Origin of the sequence: Burkholderia guangdongensis, assembly GCF_013403875.1 — a bacterium.
GTDB classification, from domain to species: domain Bacteria; phylum Pseudomonadota; class Gammaproteobacteria; order Burkholderiales; family Burkholderiaceae; genus Burkholderia; species Burkholderia guangdongensis.
Window position 1 is genome coordinate 197,372 of sequence record NZ_JACBNX010000009.1, and the last position, 18,464, is coordinate 215,835.

General features: G+C 62.4%; 9 protein-coding genes and 1 CRISPR repeat array (1 of these 10 cut by a window edge). All 9 genes read right to left on the reverse strand.

The window, feature by feature from the left end:
• Nucleotides 1-2,573: direct repeats of the CRISPR family, unit length 29 nt; unit sequence CGGTTCATCCCCGCGTCCGCGGGGAACAC; it begins 2,884 nt to the left of the window's first position.
• A 94-nt stretch (nt 2,574-2,667) separates the two neighbouring features.
• Entirely contained in the window at nt 2,668-2,970 is a 303-nt protein-coding gene (cas2e, locus tag HZI36_RS11100; RefSeq protein WP_179402692.1) for a type I-E CRISPR-associated endoribonuclease Cas2e, read from the reverse strand.
• The gene (gene cas1e, locus HZI36_RS11105) at nt 2,951-3,868 is read right to left on the reverse strand and encodes a type I-E CRISPR-associated endonuclease Cas1e (RefSeq protein WP_179402693.1); all 918 of its coding nucleotides are present in this window, start codon (nt 3,866-3,868) and stop codon (nt 2,951-2,953) included. Before cas1e ends, cas2e begins: the two co-directional genes overlap by 20 nt.
• The gene (gene cas6e, locus HZI36_RS11110) at nt 3,865-4,569 is read right to left on the reverse strand and encodes a type I-E CRISPR-associated protein Cas6/Cse3/CasE (protein WP_179402694.1); all 705 of its coding nucleotides are present in this window, start codon (nt 4,567-4,569) and stop codon (nt 3,865-3,867) included. The genes cas1e and cas6e overlap by 4 nt, the downstream gene beginning before the upstream one ends.
• Nucleotides 4,566-5,294 carry a type I-E CRISPR-associated protein Cas5/CasD gene (gene cas5e / locus HZI36_RS11115; RefSeq protein ID WP_179402695.1) on the reverse strand — a complete coding sequence of 243 codons (729 nt, stop codon included), beginning with the start codon at nt 5,292-5,294 and terminating at the stop codon, nt 4,566-4,568. The genes cas6e and cas5e overlap by 4 nt, the downstream gene beginning before the upstream one ends.
• A gap of 5 nt (nt 5,295-5,299) precedes the next feature.
• Complete coding sequence (gene cas7e / locus HZI36_RS11120) at nt 5,300-6,352, reverse strand: type I-E CRISPR-associated protein Cas7/Cse4/CasC (protein ID WP_179402696.1); 1,053 nt, start codon at nt 6,350-6,352, stop codon at nt 5,300-5,302.
• Nucleotides 6,353-6,372: 20 nt separating this feature from the next.
• Nucleotides 6,373-6,960 carry a type I-E CRISPR-associated protein Cse2/CasB gene (gene casB / locus HZI36_RS11125; RefSeq protein WP_179402697.1) on the reverse strand — a complete coding sequence of 196 codons (588 nt, stop codon included), beginning with the start codon at nt 6,958-6,960 and terminating at the stop codon, nt 6,373-6,375.
• Nucleotides 6,941-8,524, reverse strand: a complete 1,584-nt coding sequence (gene casA, locus HZI36_RS11130; protein WP_179402698.1) for a type I-E CRISPR-associated protein Cse1/CasA — start codon at nt 8,522-8,524, stop codon at nt 6,941-6,943. The genes casB and casA overlap by 20 nt, the downstream gene beginning before the upstream one ends.
• A 387-nt stretch (nt 8,525-8,911) precedes the next feature.
• Nucleotides 8,912-11,650 carry a CRISPR-associated helicase Cas3' gene (cas3, locus tag HZI36_RS11135; RefSeq protein ID WP_179402699.1) on the reverse strand — a complete coding sequence of 913 codons (2,739 nt, stop codon included), beginning with the start codon at nt 11,648-11,650 and terminating at the stop codon, nt 8,912-8,914.
• Between the two features lie 154 nt (nt 11,651-11,804).
• Nucleotides 11,805-18,404, reverse strand: coding sequence for a DUF3320 domain-containing protein (locus tag HZI36_RS11140; protein ID WP_179402700.1), 6,600 nt, complete (start codon nt 18,402-18,404; stop codon nt 11,805-11,807).
• Nucleotides 18,405-18,464 lie beyond the last annotated feature (60 nt).

Consider the following 18,464-nt stretch of genomic DNA (forward strand, 5'->3'; position numbering starts at 1 on the left):
CGCGGGGAACACATCGCGGCGGGCGATATCGCGTTCGATTTCGACGGTTCATCCCCGCGTCCGCGGGAACACGACACGACGCTTCGATACGTTGCTCCATAGAGCGGTTCATCCCCGCGTCCGCGGGGAACACTCGTGCCGCCGTACGACACATCGACGGAACAGCGGTTCATCCCCGCGTCCGCGGGGAACACGCACCACTCGACGGCCTGCAGCGCTCTGGCGGCGGTTCATCCCCGCGTCCGCGGGGAACACCTGATAACGGGCAAAGAAGGTGCCGATCTGCGCGGTTCATCCCCGCGTCCGCGGGGAACACTCCATTTCATCGAAGCCGCCGCCGCTCGTCGGCGGTTCATCCCCGCGTCCGCGGGGAACACGGTGCAAGGCAACTACGGCACCTACCTGGTGAAGGTTCATCCCCGCGTCCGCGGGGAACACTGCTGGACGTGATAGCGATAGTTCGCGCATGACGGTTCATCCCCGCGTCCGCGGGGAACACAGTATCTGGACGCTGTGAAACGGCGTTTGGACCGGTTCATCCCCGCGTCCGCGGGGAACACCAACGATGTGGACCGGGCCGCCCGCGTTCTGACGGTTCATCCCCGCGTCCGCGGGGAACACGGCAGATAACTAGGTGGCCGCGCTCATATAGCCGGTTCATCCCCGCGTCCGCGGGGAACACGCCCTCGCCGACACGAATCATTTGAAGAAAGGCGGTTCATCCCCGCGTCCGCGGGGAACACTTCAGCACGTTGTCCCAGATCACGATCCCGTTCGGTTCATCCCCGCGTCCGCGGGGAACACCTGCCCTTGCGCGACAAGCCCCGCTTGCGTGGCGGTTCATCCCCGCGTCCGCGGGGAACACTTCTTATCGCTCGGCTCATACGTGAGTGAACTCGGTTCATCCCCGCGTCCGCGGGGAACACGACATCGTCTTCTCGATCGACGCATTTGCTGGCGGTTCATCCCCGCGTCCGCGGGGAACACGTTGATGACCGTAATCCGCTGGATCGATGCCTTGGTTCATCCCCGCGTCCGCGGGGAACACCTCTAGCCTCGAAAGATCACCAATTCGGCAACCGGTTCATCCCCGCGTCCGCGGGGAACACCTGCACCATCTTGCCGGCGTCGAACCCCTGCCCGGTTCATCCCCGCGTCCGCTGGGAACACGTGAGGTTGCCGCCGTGCGCGAAGTGCACGCGCGGTTCATCCCCGCGTCCGCGGGGAACACGGCCGGCAAAGAGAACACCGAACTGTTTCCGACGGTTCATCCCCGCGTCCGCGGGGAACACGGTGTGCAAGGTGACTGGGGCGCCGTCTATCGCGGTTCATCCCCGCGTCCGCGGGGAACACGTCAGCGCCATCTGGATCGATGCCGGCGTGCCCGGTTCATCCCCGCGTCCGCGGGGAACACTTCAGCAAGTCGGATATCACGGCGCTGCGCGGCGGTTCATCCCCGCGTCCGCGGGGAACACGCGCCGACAAGGCGCTACATCTGGCCCGGAACCGGTTCATCCCCGCGTCCGCGGGGAACACGGTATATGGCGATACTGGCTGGTCGATTTTCGCGGTTCATCCCCGCGTCCGCGGGGAACACTTCTGGAGCGCGAGCCGGCGCATAACCACCAGCGGTTCATCCCCGCGTCCGCGGGGAACACCAGCAGATCCTGCCGGCGCTCGAGTACTGTGACGGTTCATCCCCGCGTCCGCGGGGAACACGACCCCGGCAGGCTCGCCCATTCCGGATTGCACGGTTCATCCCCGCGTCCGCGGGGAACACTCGAGACGGTCCAGCCCGAGCCGTCGAGATTGCGGTTCATCCCCGCGTCCGCGGGGAACACTGCTCATTGCCTTCCCTCTCCGGGTCGTAGATCGGTTCATCCCCGCGTCCGCGGGGAACACCAGATCCAGCAGGAAGAGGAACGGAAGAAGCGCGGTTCATCCCCGCGTCCGCGGGGAACACCACCCGCTTGGCACACTGCTCAATATCCAAGTCGGTTCATCCCCGCGTCCGCGGGGAACACCTCGGGTTTCAGGATGCCGAGCTCAGCCAGATCGGTTCATCCCCGCGTCCGCGGGGAACACCGGCTATCTCGGCCTGAAATACGCACTCATCTCGGTTCATCCCCGCGTCCGCGGGGAACACAACGGCACGGCCGACCCGGCGATTTCGCGGTTCGGTTCATCCCCGCGTCCGCGGGGAACACCTCTGTGACGAGTGCGCGATTCGCCTCGAGGACGGTTCATCCCCGCGTCCGCGGGGAACACAAGTCCGGCACGCCCGCCGGATTGAACGTACGCGGTTCATCCCCGCGTCCGCGGGGAACACCAGGCCGCCACTGGCGGGCGCGGCTTCCATCCCGGTTCATCCCCGCGTCCGCGGGGAACACATCGTGCGCGCCGTCAACGAAAATCGCGCGCACGGTTCATCCCCGCGTCCGCGGGGAACACTCCGGAAGGTTGTGCCGGCGCCTGTTTGGTCGCGGTTCATCCCCGCGTCCGCGGGGAACACTCGCGGTTCCATGCGCGGAAGTCGCCGAGAAACGGTTCATCCCCGCGTCCGCGGGGAACACACCAATGGCAAACAATTGATTTTTCGAAGCAAAAACCCCGTCCGAAAATCTACCGATTTTTAAAGAACGAAACCAGCCCCCATAACGTCCGGCGTTATTCGCCTGCATCGCCAGATTGCGGCGGCGGAAGGAAAGACACCAGCTTGGCACCGTCAAACTCCGCCGGCATGCGACGGTTGGCGCCTATCGTAACGAAGTCGAAGCCGGCCTCAGTAGTGGCCTGCCAGGCCATCACCGCGTTGCCGTCTTCCAGCCCCTCTTCCACTTGCTGCCACAGGTAGTCGCGGATTTTGCGGTTGTAGTTGCCCACGTAAACGCCGGCGCGGATCTCCAGCAACCAGATCGCCATCCGCCCGCGCAGCCGCGGCGGGGCGTTCTCAAGTACGATGACCAGCATCGCCCAGCCCCTCGTCTTCCGGGAACGCCGCGTCCACCACACCCTGCGCTTGCGGCTTGGCAAGCTCACCGGCGTCCAGCAGCGTCTCGATGTCCGGAATGATGCGCTCCAGCAGCCGCGTCTTGCGAAACATGTCGCGGCAGCGCTGGCGCACGTCGCGCTCCACATTGCCCGCCGGCTTGGCGGCGACGGCAAAGGCCACCGGCACCACGGTTTCGAATTTGTAGATGTCCGCCACGTCGTAGACGAACGACAACGGCTTTCCACTGTGGATGAAGCCGATCGCCGGCGCGTAACCGGCCGCCAGCACCGCCGCCTCTGCCACGCCGTACAGGCAAGCGGTGGCAGCAGACAGGCAGCGATTAGGGATGTCGGCCTGGTCCCAGTCTTCACGGTCGTAATTGCGCGCCTGCCACTTGACGCCGTATTGCTGCGCCAACTGCTGATACATGGCCCGCACCCGCGCGCCCTCAATGCCACGCAACTGCTCCACGCTACGCCGCTGCGGCGGCTCGTCGCCGAAGCGGCGGCGGTACATCTCGCGCACCACCTTGAGCCGCGCGTCGTCGTCCAGCGCCAATCGCGCCTGGTACAACAACCGGTCGGCGCGCGCGCCGCCAGGCTGGCCAGCCGAATACAACCTTACCCCCGCCTCACCCACCCACACCAGCAGCGTACCTACCTGCGCCGCCAGCTTGCTGGCGGCATGCGACACCCGCACGCCCGGCTCCAGCATCAGGCAGGCCACACCGCCCACCGGGATGTGAGTACGCACGCCGGTGGCGTCCACCGCAACGAAGGCACCGTCGAGCACATCCAGTTGGCAACGCTCGACGAACAAAACAGAAAGCCGATCCTTGATGGGGAGCGGCTTCAGGGATGGAAGCGGTTGGCTCATGGCAGGCGCTTGACCAACAGCAAGCCGCAACCGAAGCCCAGCGCATGCCCCAGGCTGGAGTGCGGCGCGGCGGCGGGCTGGCCCAGCAGTGCTCGCGCCAGCTTTTCACCATCGCCCACCCTGGCCATGCCTTGATAATCGACGGACGAAAACCGCAGCTGGCGCCCCTTGCTGCGCAGCGTGTGCTGAAGATAAGCGTTCACCTGCACTTCGTCGGTGTCGATTTCCAGCCCCCAGGCGTCGGCCCGGCGGGTCAGCCACGCCAGCGCGGCGCGCGTCATCTCGGTATGAATGTCACCGGGTGATAACCCCTTGGCCTTCGCCTCGGTCTTGGCTGCCATCAGCACATCGTGGCGCCGGCTGCTTTGGCCCTTCTCTCGAACTTTGGCCACCACCGGATTGGCACGCAGGCTGAAATGCACCCACTCGCCGGCTTCCAGCTTGGGCTGGTAGAGCTTGCTTTCCACCTTCACCGCCGAGTGCCAGGCCTGCGGCTGCCGCTGCGACAACAGGTGGTACAGCAGATGGCCTTTGGCCCCGGTTTCGCTGCGAAACAGGAAATCGCGCTTGGCATCCGGCGCGCCGGGAAAGAGTTTCCACATCAGCGCGTGGTCGCGGTAGACAGCGCCGGCGGTCATCAGCGCCGACTCGTCCGCCACCACGTCGGATGGCACGGTGACGCGCGACAGGTAATGGCTCATTGCACGCCCCCCGCCAAGTACACGAGCTCGCGCCTCGGCTCGAACTGCCAGCGGCGGCGCGACAGCGGCTGGTCGTGCCGTGTCAGTTGCAAGGTGGGCTCCATACCGGGGGAGGCCATCGCTTCGTCCCAAAAATAGCGGGCCTGCTGGTCCCGACGAATGACGCCGCAACCGGGCAACAGCGGCTCGCCGTCGCGACTGTCCAGCGCCTGCTTCAGCGTGTCGAAGCCGGCGATGCACGGGTCCAGCGGCAGCGCCAACGGACAGGACTTACGCCCCAGAGAGAGCACGAACACCGGCGCCTGCAGCGCCGCCAGCAGCGTAGACAAGCTATGCCGCGCATCCGGCGCAGCCTCCAGCGCCACCACGCTGAGGCTGTCGCTGCGGTATTCGCGACTGGTGAGGATGGTGTTGAGTTTCCCCGTGTCGCGCACTTCCTGGCGGCGGGTGCGATAAACGACTTTCTTCGATTCGCCCGGCCACTGCACGGTGTGGTAGTCGCGCAGCGGCATGCCGGCAGCGATCAGCTTGATGCCAAAGCGATAACCACGGCTCAGCGCCTCCTGGCCAGCGTCGTCATCACGGCGCACGCCAAGTGCCGCCCCCATCAAGCCCAGCAACGCGGAACGCGACGGATGGTCGGCGCTGGCGCGCTGCTCGCCCACCGCCAGCTCGCCCCAACTGGCCATCGGGCCGTATAGCCGGAAAACCATGTACTCGCGCATTTGCCCTACTCCGCGACAAAGGCCAGCAGCGCCTGAAGACTGCCCTCGCCCGTCAACACGTTGAATTCGTTGCGGCTGTCGGCGCAATCACCGTAGACCTTGTCCATGTTGTCGCGCACCGAGGTCAGTGCTTCGATGCCGGCAGTGGCGTAATTCGATCCCGTCACGGGAGCGAGAAAGGCCAGCGACAGGCCACGTGGTTGGCGATCGCCGCGCTCGGCCAGCGCGTAATGCGCATAGCCGACACTGCCGTAGCTGTTCTGCTTGCCGCTCGGGCCGACCGTCAGCGCGGCCTCGACCAAGGCAGGGATCGCGCGCTTCAGCAGCGCTTCGTCCCCAAGCAGGTTTTTCAGCAGCAGTTCGCGGTCGATGCAGATGTACTGGTAGAACACGGCGGCAGCGAAGGCGCTTTCGCCAATGTGAGCAGCACCGGGATCCTGCTTGTTCAGATCATCCACGGCGGTGAAGTAATCATCCTCCATCGCTGTGGCATGGATGCCCAACGCGTGAGCCACCTGCACCGCGGCTTCCACATTGTGTTCGGTCTTGCTGGCCAGCATGCGACCGAACATGGCGATGTCCGCGGCCTGCTGCTTGTGCAACAGGGGAGTTAGCTCTTCTTTCTCGGGCGCGCGTTTTTCGGTGATCAGCTTGGCCACCAGCGCATCCAGCGAAGCCTTCTCTTCGGCCGAGATATGCACCAGTTGTTCGATCTCATAAGGCTTGTCCTTCTTCAGTGCACCGTAGACCTTGGCAATTTCGTTGGCGCTGTCGCCCGCCAGCTTGTCGGCAAAGCCGGCGGCTTTCAGCTTTTCATACACCTCCACGCCCAGTTGCTTGGTGCGGGTACCGAGGTGGCCCTGGCTCTCACCCACCCTGCTGGACAGTTGCCGTTCGAACAGTTCGGACGTGCGCCATGCGCGCTTCAGGCTTTGCGACGACACCCGCAGGCGCTCCACGCCCCCCATCATCGCGGTTTTGGGGCGGCCCAGATCGTCGCGGTTCAGATTGGACGGCGGGTAGGAAATCAGGGAATGCAACTGGATAAAACGGCTCACGTCTTGTCTCCAAATCGAAATCAGGCGGGTTCTTGATCGGCGTCGCGCAACGCGGCGTGGTAATAGTCCGAGGCCCAGCGCAGCTTCAACCGCTGATCGGGCGGCAGAGCCGGGTCCGGCCGGCGGAATTCGCGGACCCACTGCAGTAGATCGGCCGCCAGCAGGCCAACGTCCACCTCGCCGTCCAGCAGATCCACCGCGCGACGGGCCTGGCGGAAAAAGCTGTCTTCGTCGCGGCAGGTCTGCAACTGGCGGAAACGCAGCTCGCTCATCGCCACACGACCGGACGCGTTCTTGTGGCCCAGGCTGTAGGCAAACTTCTTGTTCGGCACGTGCCGGGCATGGACCACCACGCCAACGGCCAAAGCCAGCTCATCGGGCTTCGATTGCAGTTGCTGCCGCTCCAGCTCCTGCCGCAGCCGGTGGAAGGCAGACTGCAGCAGTACGTCTTCCGGCGCGCGACAGCGCCGCAACTGGGCCCGATCCGCCCGTTGCAGCATGGCAAACGGCCCTCGGCGCTCCTCATCGGTCGGGTCCATCGCCAAGCGCCACTGCACCACCGTCCTGGCCAGCGCGGCGCGCCCGGCCTCATCGAGAAACGGCTTCATCGCTCTCCCTCTGGTATTGGGCGATCCGTTCGCCCATCGTCTTGTGCGGCTTGGCACGCCACAAACCGCGCTGCAAATCGGCCCGGGCGCCTACCACCTCGGCCATGTCCATTTCCTCTATCGGCGCGCACAGCACCCAGTAATCGAACAGTTCCAGCACGAGCCGACGCAACGGCGTCAGCCACGCGGCGAACGCTTGCGCCTGAGCGGCGTCGTCCAGTTGCGGCGATTTGGCCAATTGTTCTATCGCCCGATAGAACAGCGCCTCGCTACGCTGCCAAAAGCTTTGCTCGACCGCCGGCTCCTTCTTGTCCATCCGGCGGGCCTTCTTGACCTGATCGCCCAGCATCAACGCACTCTGCCTGGAAACCTCGAGCAGTTCCTGCGCGGCACGGACGAAATGGCGCTCGTCGGCACTTTCCAGCCGGAACAACGGCAGCGTGGCGTCGCGCCAGGCCTCGGCCTTCATGTTGTCCATCTGGTAACCGAAGCACCACAGCCGAGCGTCGCCGCGCAATTCCAGCGTGTCGGCTTTGCCGCCCTTGCGGTTGAAATCCCGGACTGCCCGCGCGACATGTTCGGTGTCGCTCTCGCCCAAGGTCAGGCTCAACCAATGGCGGTAGCCGCCAGCCGCGCGCGCGCCCTTCGCCGGAATGGGCGGCTTGGTCAGATCCTTGGCATCGAACAGGTAAGGCGTGAGCGGATGCTGCCAGGGGCCGGTGTAATTGGTGCCGTAGTTACGGGTGCGGTACTGGCGGTACAGCGTGTCGTGCTTCTGTCCGCAGACCCCGCACACGCCGGCAACCACGTCATCGGAATCCAGCCGGATGCGGCGCGGCGTGCTCCAGTAGGCTTGCGTGGGGTGAACATCTTCCGGCCGGGTTTCCACGCCGCTCTTGTCGCTCACGCGAGTGGCGGCCAACCACGGCAGTTTGTCCGACAGCGGCCTGTCGCCGCGCCAGGCTTCGTCCTCGCCAGCCAGCGGCAGCACGTTCAGCCATAGCTTGTGCCATAGCGACGCGTCGGCTTCCTTGGGCAGCACCAGCGTGGTCAAAGGCCCGCCACCGCGCAATGAAGTGCGATGGCCGACGCCACCGCTGGGCGCATTGATCTGCAGCGTGAACAAGGCCTGCGCCGTGCAGCCGGCGCATAAGCCCTGCCAGTCGGTCAGCTTGTTGAAGAACAGGTTGGAATCGGAGCCGGTGTCGATCAATAGCTCGGCCGTGCTTTTGGCGTTGCCGTCGTCCAGCGGGTCGAGGTCCTGCATGAAGGCCGTGTCGCCCAGCAACGCGAACGCCGGCAGCAAGGGCCTGAACCACGCCTCCAACTGGGCGGCTTCCGGTGGCTGCCGCCAAAGCGTCAGCCAGTCATTCTGATTGACCGGCGCCGCCGTCGTTTGCAGCAGCCCAATCAGCAACTGGTACAACGCGCCGCGAAAATCCGCCCGCGGCGACAGGATGTCCATCACATCCGGGTCCGCCACGTCGTAGACGCTGCCCGGCTTCTCGCTGCCGTCACGCCGTTGCAAGCGTAACCACGCTGCATCCGAATCCAGAAGATTCATCACGCTCAGCCCTTAAAGTTCACATCTATTTGAGAGGTGCTAACCCGCTTGACCCTCAGCGCCACAATCCAGACAGCTACAACCAGGCCCGTGATGCTCTCTTGCAGAGAGCTTTGGTGGACGAGATCAAGCAACCATGTAGGGAGGGCTGCGAGGAAGGTTGCATGCACGGCAAACGCTCCAAATTTTACTGGGATTGCCAGACTCTAACACCAAACAATAAGCTGTAAATGGCTATCAAAATTTAGAAAAATTAAGTATGACAATTTCGTCTGATAGCATGCGAATGTTCCTCAATTCGTTGGGGATGAACCGCTGTAAAGGGCTATCAAAAGGTTGTTCCCCACGTCAGTGGGGATTGCCCCCAAAGCGGCCCCAGCGGCCGGCTCACTTCCACAACAACCCCTGAGCCAAGCTGTAACGCACCTCCACCTCCCGGCCTCGTGCGTCGACGCCCTGCCCCAGCCACTCGCCCGCGCTCTCGCCCGCAACCAAGGGCAACACAACGTCGTATTCGCTGAGCCAAGGTTGCTCCAGTGCCAGGTTGTCCAGTTGGACCTGGAAACGCCGCCGCCAGACTGGCGACACGGCCTTGAGCTTTTTTTCGTCCACGCGCAGTGCCGACAACTGCCATTGCGCACGCGGGTCGGCACCATGGCAAAGTGGCCTCAGCGCGTCGCCCACCTGCTCCACCAGATAGACCAGCCGCGTCTCGTCGCCCAGCCGGGTGGCGACATCGGTCTCCTCCACCCAGTGCTTGCTGCTGTCCTCGCAGTACCCTTTGTCCAGTTGCAGGACGTTGAACCGCGCCATGCTGCGCTCGCTCATCGCCTCGCCCACGCATTTGTCCGCAGCAGCCTTCAACGCGGCAGGGGTCTCGCGCTCCCCGCCCGCGCCATACACGGCCTCCACCAGTCGCCGCACCGCGCCAGCTTCGCCCACCTCTCCCGGCGACACGATATGACCGGCCGCCAGCAGCGCCTGCTGGGTCTGCCACAGCGCAGCGAAGTCCGGATACACGTATTGCGCGCCAGAGAACAACCGGCCATACCAATCTGCCTTGGCGTCATCGTCCGGCTCCGGGCCATAGACGTACAGCACCGGCTCCGGCCGCTGCTCGATGCGCTGTTCCGCAACCATCGCATCCGGCCACGGATCGCCGTTCGCCTGCCGGGCATGGCGCTGCAGGCGGCCGGCGCGCTGTATCAGCAGGTCGATCGGAGCCAGATCACTCACCATCGTGTCGGCGTCGAAATCCAGCGACTGTTCCAGAACCTGCGTGCCAACCAGTACCCGCCCCGCGCGCTGGGCCGCCCTGGAACATTTGCCGAACGCATCCAGCACCCGGTCTTCTATCTCCAAGCGGTGCCCCATCGCATAACGGCTATGGAACAGATGGAGCGTTTCCACCGGCAATCTTTCGCACAGCAGATCGAACGCGCGGCGGGCGTCGTCCACCGTATTGCGCACCCAGCATACGCAACGGCCGGCCTGTGCCTGGCTGATGATCAGGCTGATCACCTCGGCCTCGTCGTGCAGATGCGCCACGCGCACGCAGCGCTTGACCTCGCGCCGAGTTTCGCAAGGCTGTTGATCGAAATGCGCGGCGGAAAGATGGCCGGCCAGCGGGTAATCCGACCGAAACGGTGCGACCAAGGCCGGCTGCCCCAGCCCCTGGCGATAGGCATTCAGCAGTTCGGCTTTGGTCTTCTCCGGTACGGTGGCTGACAGCAGCACCGCGCTACCGCCCTGGGCCGCGTGCATGCGCAGCAGTTGGCACAGCAAGGTGCGGACATAAGGGTCGAAGCCATGGACTTCATCGACGATGAGCACCTTCCCCGCCAACCCGACCAGCCGCAACGACTGATGCCGCACGGGCAACACCGCCAGCAGTGCCTGGTCGATGGAACCCACGCCCACCTGCGCCAGCAGCGCTTTCTTGTTGCTGTCCGCCAGCCACGCGTTGCAACTCATGCTGGCCGAAGCATCGCCCTTGACGTACGGCTGGCCGCCGCGCTGCACGCTGAGCGCGAAGTCCTCCACCAACTGGCTGGCGGAATGCGCCAACACCAGCGATGGTTGCTCCCCCTCGGCAAACAGACGGCGATACACGACGCCGACACGGCGATACATCTGGTTGGATGTGGCCATGGTAGGCAGTGCGAAATACAGGCCATCGGCCAAATCGGCCGCTATCAGCCGGTGCCCCAGGATCAGCGCCGCCTCGGTCTTGCCAGCGCCGGTCACGTCCTCCAGCAGAAACAGTTGCGGACCGTCGGCCAGCGGCACGCTGGCGGTGTAACACTGCAAAGGCGTGGGAGCAGTCAGATAGGGAATGAAGTCTGCCAGCCGGTTGGCGCCCGCATACGGCGCACCACGGCAGACGGCGAGGCCGGACATCTCCAAGGCCCGCCGCGCGCCGGGCCGCGCGTGGTCGCGCCAATAAGTGGCCAGATCCATCGGCGCGGCCCGGTACGGAAAGTGATATTGGTTGGAGCCCAGCCAGTCCGCCAGCACCATCAGGCCAGCCAGTTGCCAGCCGATGCGTGGATCGAGATCATTGGCAGGTGGCGGCAACGGACCGGACAGGATCGCGGCGTCGCAGGCAAAGGCCAGCGCGGCGTCCACGTCGTCGGGCAGGAAATGGTCGTCGGCAGACAAGCGTTTCGCCCCGCCCTCGCGCGGCGGCCGGCCATGGTGGCCGCAAGCGATGCGTATCCAGCTTTCCCATAGAGCGTGCCCAGCAACGGGCAGCACCTCTTGGGGCAGACGGGACTGCAGATAGTCCATCCACAGCAGGAATCCCAGCGTATCGTGCCGTTCCGTATATCGTGGCGCCTTGTCCACTGGCACGAGCGCGGCGTCGCTCGGTGGTAACACCGACTGGAAACTGCGGGCGAACTTGCCCAGATCGTGCAGGATGGCGAAGTAGGTCACCGCAGCGCGGAACTGCGGCACGCTCCAGCCCGCGCTGGTGGCACAGATCTCTGCCCAATCCGGCCGCTGGTCGAGCAGCGCTTCCATCATCGCTGCCACGTCCAGCATGTGGAAGGGCAGCAAATGCCAGCGATCGCCCGCCTCATCGCGCGGCGAAGCCTTGCCCCTGTATCGCCAATACGCCTGCATCGCTCGCCCTGTCTAAATTCGTCAATCTACGAGATCAATACGGAACGAGGCACATGCTAGGATGCGCCATCACTCTCGCATTTCTCTTTCATGAAAATATCCCGAGAAAACCTCGGCGCCGACTCCGCCAACAGCAGCGGAGTCCCTCATGAAACTATTCGCATCGCCACGCCCGCTCCAAACGCTCCCTGCTCGCAGCGCGCAGCCGAAGGAGGCCTAACTCTCTGCTCATTGTGTTGAGGCCCGATTCCTCGTCATGCCCCTCCGCTTGCAGTTTCGCCGCCAGCGCTCTCAGCTCCGCGATTGAAACCTCGTCGACCGGTCGAGTATTCCCCGGCAATGGACTTCTAAACGCAAACGAGGCCTTATCGCCGACGACCTTGGGCCAGATAAACAAGCCCACCTCTTCAGCCTCGATATCGAAATGCTTCGACGCGAGGTCGACCACCCGATTCAGAATGCGAGAGCCGGTTCGGGACCATCCATGCGCGCGAGCGATACGTCTTGCCAAAATCTCATCCCGCACAGGCCCTTCGACGTTGACGACCGAAGTAATCATCGCGAGCAGACGCTCATCGTAAGTGTGAGCGAAGAACAGATCTGGGTCGCGCTCATGGTCGGAAATCGTCAAGTCAACTTCAACGAATATCGACTCGTCGCGCTGAACGGATATCGGCGTTGACTCGGCGCGGGCATACGTGACCGGCGACTCATCTGCGGAAGCAGCAGGCTTAGATGATTCGTTTGGCTCAGCATGAGAAACTGCGATTGCGCTGCTGCATTCGCCGCTTGAACTAGACTTGGCAGCCGCGATGATCTCCTCTGTGATCGCCTCGGCACTTTGCACCTCTGCAACATCTGTTTCCCGCCGCGCGGCAAGTAAAGCTCGCAGTTGACTATCCACCTTTTCGAGGGTGCCCGGCATATCGACCCACCAGTCGGTCGACCAGATTCGGACGATTTCCCAACCTAGCCCTCGCAGAACCTGCTCGCGCAGCTTGTCGCGGTCACGAGCCGTTGCGGATCGATGGTAGGTTGCGCCATCGCATTCAACGCCCGCCAGATAGCGGCCAGGGGCATCGGGGTCCACTACGCCGAGGTCAACGCGAAACGCCGAAACACCTACCTGCGGATGGACCGTCCAGCCCCGCTCCGCCAGCGCCACACACACGGCCTTCTCGAACGGACTATCGAAGTCGCCGACGCTGCCAGCAACGGCTTCACCCAAAGCGCGAGCCCCCCGCTCGGCGAACTCGAGGAAGTGCTTCAGGTCTCGAACGCCTAGCGCCTGCGTCCGTGACAGGTCCATCTTCTCCGCCTTGAAACTGCCGAACACACGCAACTCTTGACGCGCACGCGTGATCGCAACATTGAGTCGTCGTTCTCCGCCTTGCTGATTCATCGGACCGAAGGTCATCGGCATCATGCCGTCAACGCCAGGACCGTATGTAATCGAGAAATACATGATGTCCCGCTCGTCACCTTGCACGTTTTCGAGATTCTTGACGAACACAGGCTCAAGAGCTGTCTCGGCAAAGTGAGGCTCGATTGACGGATCCTTGCGACGTGCCTCGTCAAGAAGGTCTTCAATCAGACGCTGCTGCTCGGAGTTGAACGTCACGACACCGACCGTCATCCCGCTGTCGCGGAAGGCTGGGGACTTCAGTCTGCCGACCAAGTCCGCCACAAGCGCTTTCGCCTCTGGTTTGTTGGTACGCGCTCCACCACGCTCGTACTGGCCTTCGGCCACGAGATTGAAGCTGACCGCTCGATCGTTCGTGACCGGACTCGGGAACGTGACAAGGTCACCGCCGTAGTATCGGTAGTTCGAGAAGGCAATAAGACTCTCGTGCCGGCTACGGTAGTGCCACGATAGCTTCATCGTCGGCAGGTTCGCTCCGATACACTCCTCCAGAATGCTCTCGAGTTCGGTCTCGACATCCGTGTCGTCGACGTCGGATTCCGCGCGATCGAAAAAGCTGGTCGGCGGAAGCTGCTTCGGGTCTCCGACCATGATGACCTGCCGCGCCCGCGCCATCGCACCGATCGCGTCCCAGACGGGGATCTGAGAAGCCTCGTCGAACACCACGACGTCAAAGTCTGAGGTCTCCGCTGGCAGATACTGGGCAATCGACAGCGGGCTCATGAGCAGACAGGGCGTCAATCTGAGAATCGCACCGGAAGCCTTCGACATCAGTTCGCGCAGCGGAAGATGTCGAGTTTTCTTCTGCATTTCATAACGCAGGAGCCCCCATTCCGATCCATGCGAAACCTTTGCCGGCGAGGGGAGACCAGCCGAAAGTTGCGCTCGCACCCAGGCCTGAGTCAGCACTATGAAGTGCTCATCAAGCTCACGGAAATCACTGATACGTTTCTCATGCTCGGCGGACACGAAGGTGCGCAACACCTCATCGCCGTCCACTACAGCGTTAAGCCACCAGCGGCAGTAGTTGGTCTCAAAAACCACCTTCACCTGTCCACGCTGAATATTGCCCTCTTCAATACCTGAAACCAGTGGAGCCAATCCCAGCGATAGCGCATGCTGGCGGACTTTTCGCCAAGCACACCAAAGCCTCAGACGGTTGGCGCTCTGCACCACCTGTCGAGCCCGTTCCGCTACCTGCCCCGGGAGAAGCGAAAAAAGAGCCACGTGCTCCGATGATGCGAGTCCGCTGGACGAGGCAAATTGCGCGACGACTCTATCGAACGCTTGCAGCGTCTCCGCATATTCACGCCCTGTACCAGCCACGATGCCGGACGGCTCGAGCAGAACGTTACTTTCACCTAGCAGAAGGGCGACCGGAGCTTTAACCGCCGCGAGCAGTTCCGGTGTGTTTGCAAGGTTCGCCAGCGCGGCTGAGAGAGACTCGAAAAACTTGAGAGCCGGCTCGATACCATCAATCTTGGTTTGCAAACCGCTCCACAGACCGGACGTCTTTCCTGACAGGTCTGCGAATTCCTGAATGCGAGCGTGCAACGAAGCCAACTCACGCATGTTCCGAATGTCGGCTGCCGCCGTTGCGCCCGCACGACCGGACTCGATCACCGCATATCCGTCATCCGTCCAGTGGCTTTCCGCTCGTGCAGCAGAGAGTGCTCCCTGGAAAGACACATATGCTTTCGCGACCGCAACATCAGTTTTGTAACCAGTCCAGACATGGTCGGTCTCGGCTTCCAGATGAGCGAGACGCATGACAACCTGTTCGATTTGCCGCAACTCACGCATCCGCAGCAGATCATCTCGAGCGACATCGCCACATTGCCCTCGGCTGACGGGGTCGAGGCCGACGTCATCCCAGTGCGCGCGCCCGCGAGCATGCTCGAGGGCCGTCTGGAACGACAGGAGCGCACGAACCACATCAAGGTCCGTTCTGAGCCCCATCCATGCGTTCGACGTGAGCAAGGACAGGTCGTCATATTCCTTTAGTTCATTATTGAGCGTGTCGATTCGCGCAAGACACTCGATATCACCGTCAATGTTCGGCTCGCCACCGTTCCCGCCCGCAAGCTCCTTGAGCTTCTTCATCAGAGACCGCTTGCGCATCATGCTCATCGGCCAGCCCGAATCCTTGAGTTCACGCAAGTCAGACTGCAATTCGGTAACCGTCTTGGTCTGGATGCCATCCTTGTATGGGAGCGAAAGCTGCCCAAGAACGTCAAGCCGGGTGCGCAGCAGTTCGATACCTTTAGAGAGGCGAGCACGCAGCATCTCGCTCCAAGGCTGGGAAAGAGCCCCATGTAATTCCGAGTCACGCTGCAACTGGTTAATACCGAGTCGCAGGTCCTCGAGCGTCTGATTGGAACAAGGCGTTGACAGCCCGCCAAGCAGTTCCCGGTACCGCTGCAACATTGGTGTCGCGTGGCGCAACCCGTCGGCAACGGCCTTTGCATCCGGGCGCAACGCAAAGCGCCAGTCGTAGCCAGATGCGGACGGCAGGACCGCGGCGAGCATACGCAGACCATCGCGCACTCGGGGGGTCAACGGCAAGTCCGGCAACCCGATAGTCTGGCGCAGTTCAGCCGCTATTTTCTCGAAGTGATCAGCAATATCTGGTACCGCACGGGCCGCATCGTCCAACGCGGCCGCCCAGAGAGGAGACCACTCGGTCTGCATCACATGCGCCAGCGGGGTTGACGTTAGATTATCCTCACCGAATGCCTTGGCATTAACGTCGAGCAGCTCGGCGGTTTCGCGAAGGCCCTGCATGGCCTCCAAGTCATGCGCCTGAGTCGACGACCATGTCAGCCGGAGCACTGGCAGGTCATGACCGCCAACGACTCGACCGATGGCCTCATAGACACTCAGGCCATTCGAGTGCCGTTGATGGAGTCGTTCAACATATCCATTCAGTCGGGACCTCAGCCCTTCAAGTCGATCCGCTTCGGCGTGCCACTGTTCAGGCGCGAGGGCCGCGGATGCATCCCATGAGGTTTTCAACTGTTCGAGAACATCCGTCTTCCGTGCCTTGCTGGAGTGAAGCTCGAGACAGAAATTTCCAAGGCCGACATCCGTGAGGCGTCGGTAGACGACATCCAGCGCGGCCATCTTCTCGGAAACAAAAAGAACGCGCTTGCGCTCGGCAAGAAACTGAGCAATGAGATTTGCGATCGTCTGGCTCTTTCCGGTGCCCGGCGGCCCAATCAAAACAAAATCCTTACCCTTGCTACCTGCCACCACGGCGGAAAGCTGCGACGAGTCTGCTGGTAACGGACAGAACGTCTCCTTCACCGGGAGCTCGACGTCCAGTCGCCGGACATCAGGGAACTCCACCGCGCTCTCATACGAATCGCGCGGAGTATCGATGAGGTGACGGACTACCGCGTTCTGTTTGAGCTGCTCGGTACGTTCGGTGAGGTCTCGCCACATCAGGTATTTGGCGAACGAGAATGAGGCCAGAACGACTTCTTCCACGACCTCCCAGCCCTTGATGTCCTTGATGGCATGGGACACTGTTTTCCAGATGCCTGCGACGTCGAGGCCTGAATCGTCCTTAGGCAACTCAACGTCGTTCACACCGAGTTCGAGCTCGAAATCCTGGCGCAACATTTCAATGAGCGTCGGATTGAATCGGGCCTCTTCGTCGTATAGCTTCACACTGAAGCCGGAACGTGCGCTGCGGCGCTCGAGGGCGACAGGTACGAGAATGAGTGGTGCACGATATTTCTTGTCTTCCTTGTCGTCGCGCGTCCACGAGAGGAAGCCAAGCGCAAGGTACAGCGTATTCGAACCACCCTCCTGCAAGGTTGTCCGCGAATTCCGGAACAGTTCGATCAGGCGCGACTCCATCTCCTCCTGAGACAATCCTATAAACACTTCCTTACGCTTCAACGCGTCGAGAGCGTGTTGGCGCCGCACGTTCTCGCGCTCGCGTGCCTCATGAATGACTTGGCTGCGCGGGTCCGAGCCGTCCATCAGGTCGGGACGGGTCAGCAGCTTTAGCGCATGACCTTCCGCCAGAACGTCCTCAAGCAGTCCCGGCTCTGGAGCGTCGAGCTTCAGGGACTTCTTGCCCGACTTGAAGCTCAGAAGATTGTTCCTGAGGGACAGGTCGAGCAGCTTTCGCTGCCAGCGTGTAAGCCGATCCTCCGGCCTCTCCTGACCGTCGTCTGGCTGAGCGCTATCGAGTTCTTCCAAAAATTCGGGCGCGTCCTCCCAGTGCGGAGTCAGGTCTTCAATCGCCTCAGTATCAGCACTGCCACGAGCTATCGCCTGTTCACTCGCAAGCGGCTTGATACGCTGCATGCGCGCACGTCGAATATCAATCGCTAGTTCGAACTTCGACTCTTCGTCCTCAGAGATATGTTCGTCGCCCTTGGCCGTAGTAAAACGGAATGTCGGCAAAGGCCTCTGCGCAAGGAGCGTTGACTCGAAAAGAACCATCTCTTTAAGTTTCACCCGCTTCCGCAGAGCGGTAATGTCGTCGACCACGGTTGTCGAGAACTCTTCGGGCTTCAGCCATACGCCGGGGAAGGCGTGTCCCTGTTGGAAAACGAGGATCGGATTCAGCCCCGCCTGCTCGAGCGCAGCGCAGACGAACAAGGCCAGGTCAAGACAGGTACCGAGCCCCGATTCTGTAATCTGACCAGGCCCGCGCACTTTCTGCCCCTCCCGCTCGAAGCTCGCGGGCGGCATGGCATAGTCGAGCCCCATCGCGCCAATTGCATTCCAGATAGCCGAAGCAAGTTCCCACGCGCGCTTTGCCCCCTCCTGGTAACCATTAATGGCGCCCGATTTCCCCGCTTTACGCAGCACCTCAGCAGCCTGCTTTAGTACACGCTCGACTGCCTGCTCGTTTGGCTGAACAAAAGCCGCAATCATGTCTGGCAACGAGGACAGACCGCCCCACTGATTTCTCGGTAGAAGCTCGACTGTCTGCTCGAAAACGGCGACCTCTGCCGGCTCCTGGTTCGCCGCAGTCAGCGTGAAAGTGACCACTGACTTTTCCGCCTCAGTCAGGCGGCCGAGCAGTGGACCGTCGAGGGACAAATCCACGTCTGTGACACGCAGAGTCTGCCCTGCAGCCAGAACGTCCAGGTGCCAGGTTTTAGGCTTGAGGAACGGTGGGTCCGAAATCGCAGTGAGCTTTAGGTCACGGAATGCCTCTTCCGTTTCGTTGACTACGGAAAGCTCACGAACCACGGGCACCGCGTTCTGGAAGTCGGCCAGATTTACCCGCCCAGCGACGGTCGCCTGAATCCGAACGCAAAGAGGCTTTGCCGATTCATCCGTCGGCTCGACAACCCCGATATCCATCAATGGTCTCCCACTACAACTAGATATTCGTTTAGACGTTGCGCCACGAACGCCCCTTCC